Below are 3,000 nucleotides of genomic sequence, written 5' to 3' on the forward strand. Positions count from 1 at the left end.
GCGGCGGGCCGGAATCTATTTCCGACAGGCTCTCAGGCTGTCGCCTTTCCGACGCTGTCGCCTTTCCGACGCGCTGGTGAACATGGCGACAGCCCCAGGCCTGCGCATCGAAATACGCGTGCGGAAAGCCGCCTGACCCGACCGCGCCGATAACCCCATCGCCGGCCCCTCAGCTTCGGCGGCGGTAAGGAGGAAATGTCCCGTCCATCGCGGGTTTCAGAACCTGTTCGAATCCCGGAGGGCCCAGATTTCGGGCGCCTGTTGTGAATCGAGGCATCCGCCAATTCGGGCTAGGCACCACACGTTGATTTTGTACGCTAGCGCAAGTGATCGGGGCTCTGCTCCACGAGAGACGAAGTAGGCGACCGTTGGCGGTTTACCCTTGGGCTCCTGCACTAGCTTGGGCGGTGTCGGTTCCGCCGTGGCGTTACGTGCTTCGGCGTAGTCCACAACTGTCGATGTCGTAGCTCCTTTGTACCGCGCTTGATAATTTAGGTCGGTTAGGGTCAGGCGGACGTCAGTGAGCGCCCCGTCGTTCAATGCAACAGTGGCTGCAAACAGCGCTGGTCGTGCGAGCCTGAGCCGAGATAACAGCCAATTTGGGACGGTGACCTCTGCTACGCACTCTGAATGGTCGCAGCTGATGTTCCCATGGTGCCTTTCTGCCCATTGGCGAAGCCACGCCTCGGATCTCGGCTCTTTTCCGACTTCTCGGACATCGCTGAGCACAGAGTTTGCGACCATCACGGGGTATAAAACAAAAGCAGCCCCCGCTGCCAAAACCAGTCCAATAACGATGCCGAACCGCAATAGCAACCCTTTGTTACGCATCTGCCATGCTCCTATCGGTACCGGGAAAGGGGACGGCCCGAGAGCCTGTCGGAAATAGATTCCGGCCCGCCGTCGATTTGCTGAAGCCTCATTGGTCTTGGCTATGTATGACCCGACACATGGGTAACAGAAGTTTCTAACCACATGGGTTACACTTCTGCCTTGTCTTTCTGATCTTCTCCAGTCACTGGCCGCTGCGCAAGGAGCCCGAAGGGCGACTGGAAGAGGGGCTCTACGTGTGTTTGGGGCCTTTGGGGGTACGAAGGTTGTGACTGCGGGGCAGAAGGCCGGCACGATTGCCGGCCCGCAAGCCTGGAGGCATACCCCACGGAAGAGGGGCTCTACGTGTGTTTGGGGTCTTTGGGGGTACGGAGGTTGGGACTGCGGGGCAGAAGGCCGGCACGGATGCCGGCCCGCAAGCCTGGAGGCATACCCCACGGATGCGGGGCTCTGCTTGTGTTCGGGGGCTTTGGGATACCGAGGATGTGACTGCGGGGCAGAAGGCCGGCACGATTGCCGGCCCGCAAGCCTGGAGGCATACCCCACGGAAGAGGGGCTCTGCTTGTGTTCGGGGGCTTTGGGGGTACCGAGGTTGTGACTGCTGGGCAGAAGGCCGGCACGAATGCCGGCCCGCAAGCCTGGAGGCATACCCCACGGAAGAGGGGCTCTGCGTGTGTTTGGGGGCTTTGGGGGTACCGAGGTTGTGACTGCGGGAGCAGAAGGCCGGCACGAATGCCGGCCGCATAGTGGCGGTGGGGCGGGCTGCCCACGCCTGTCCCCCGTACCACCGGAAAGAGCAGCGGTCTCATTGTGCATCCCTTGCTCGAACGTGAGGTTCCAACTGGACGCGCACCACTGGAATCTCCCGGCGAATGGCGAGGTTAGTGTATTGTGACCAGCATGTCCCGTCTCCGCGCAATCATTCCCCTATGCCTGGCATTGTTCTTTGCGGTCTCGCTGCTGGCCCAGAAGGTTTATGAGGATGGCCGGCCCGCCCCGTCGCTCCGTTTGCCGGCCCAGGACTACGGTGTTGTGCTGAAGCACGGCGACGGTTGTAGCGATTGCGACCGCTACGGCGCCCGCGACGTCTGGGTTTGGGAGGCCAGCGGTAGATACTACATGCACTACGACGCCGCCGGGCCAAGTGCCTGGTTGACGGCCCTGGCCACCAGTCGCGACCTGGTCCACTGGGACAAGAAAGGGCCGGTGCTCCAACTCGGAGCTCCCGGCTCCGACGACGCGAAATCAGCCAGCTACGGGGTGACATTCCGCCAAGGGAAGACCTGGCACATGTTCTACCTGGGTACGCCAAACACGTCGCCGGCCCCGGACCGCATCCCGGCGTTTCCCTATCTCACTATGAAGGCGCTGGCTTCGTCGCCCGGCGGTCCGTGGACGAAGCAGCCCGACGTGACGCCGTGGCGTCCGACTCCTGGCGGCTACAACTCCGTCACCGCGAGCCCCGGCTTCACTATTCGACATAGGGGCGAATACCTGCAGTTCTACAGTGCCGCCACGCAGGACCCCGCAACCGGCAAGACTCGCCGAACCATCGCGCTCGCCCGCACGAAGAACCTGAGCGGGGCCTGGACTCTCGGCGCCGCACCGCTGCTGCCCCTCGACGAACAGATCGAAAACACCTCGCTCTATTACGAACCTGCCAACCGAACATGGTTCCTGTTTACGAATCACATCGGTATCCGAAACGGCAACGAATACACGGATGCGATCTGGGTCTACTGGTCACGGGACCCGGAGCGATGGGATCCCCGGGACAAGGCCGTGGTGCTGGACAACACCAACTGCTTGTGGAGCCCAAACGTGATCGGGCTCCCTTCCGTCGTCCGGGTGAAGAACCGGCTGGCTCTGTTCTACGATGGCTTGAGCGAGGACTCGTTCAGCCATATGCGCCGCGATATCGGTCTTGCATGGCTCGACCTGCCGCTGCGTCCGCCTCGCAACTGAAGGAGGCGGGCAGCGGGCTGGCGGCGAGCCTCTCCCTTCTGATGGCCGAAGTTGCGGCCTCCGGAGAGCGGCGGCCACAGACTGCTAGCAGCCTCTGGCGGAAGTCGCGCAGCCGCGTTCGCACCGCCGCCGGTACCAGAATGGCAGCTCAAGTGCAATTTCGAAGCCGCTCCGAAGAGAGTCGCCCTTTTTTGGGAGGAAGGC

Annotated in this window: 1 protein-coding gene; it reads left to right on the forward strand. The window is 62.4% G+C overall.

Going from position 1 to position 3,000, the window contains the following annotated elements; genetic code table 11:
• The first annotated feature begins 1,731 nt into the window (after positions 1–1,731).
• A complete protein-coding gene (locus ACR9Y2_RS40225; protein WP_435047576.1) occupies positions 1,732–2,796 on the forward strand; it encodes a hypothetical protein in 1,065 nt (354 codons plus the stop codon).
• Positions 2,797–3,000 lie beyond the last annotated feature (204 nt).

The organism is Paludibaculum fermentans (genome assembly GCF_051172195.1).
Taxonomy (GTDB): Bacteria; Acidobacteriota; Terriglobia; order Bryobacterales; family Bryobacteraceae; genus Paludibaculum; species Paludibaculum fermentans_A.

Bases quoted from the DNA above. Each gene is read 5' to 3' on its own strand.
- ACR9Y2_RS40225 (WP_435047576.1), top strand. From the start codon at position 1,732: ATGTCCCGTCTCCGCGCAATCATTCCCCTATGCCTGGCATTGTTCTTT.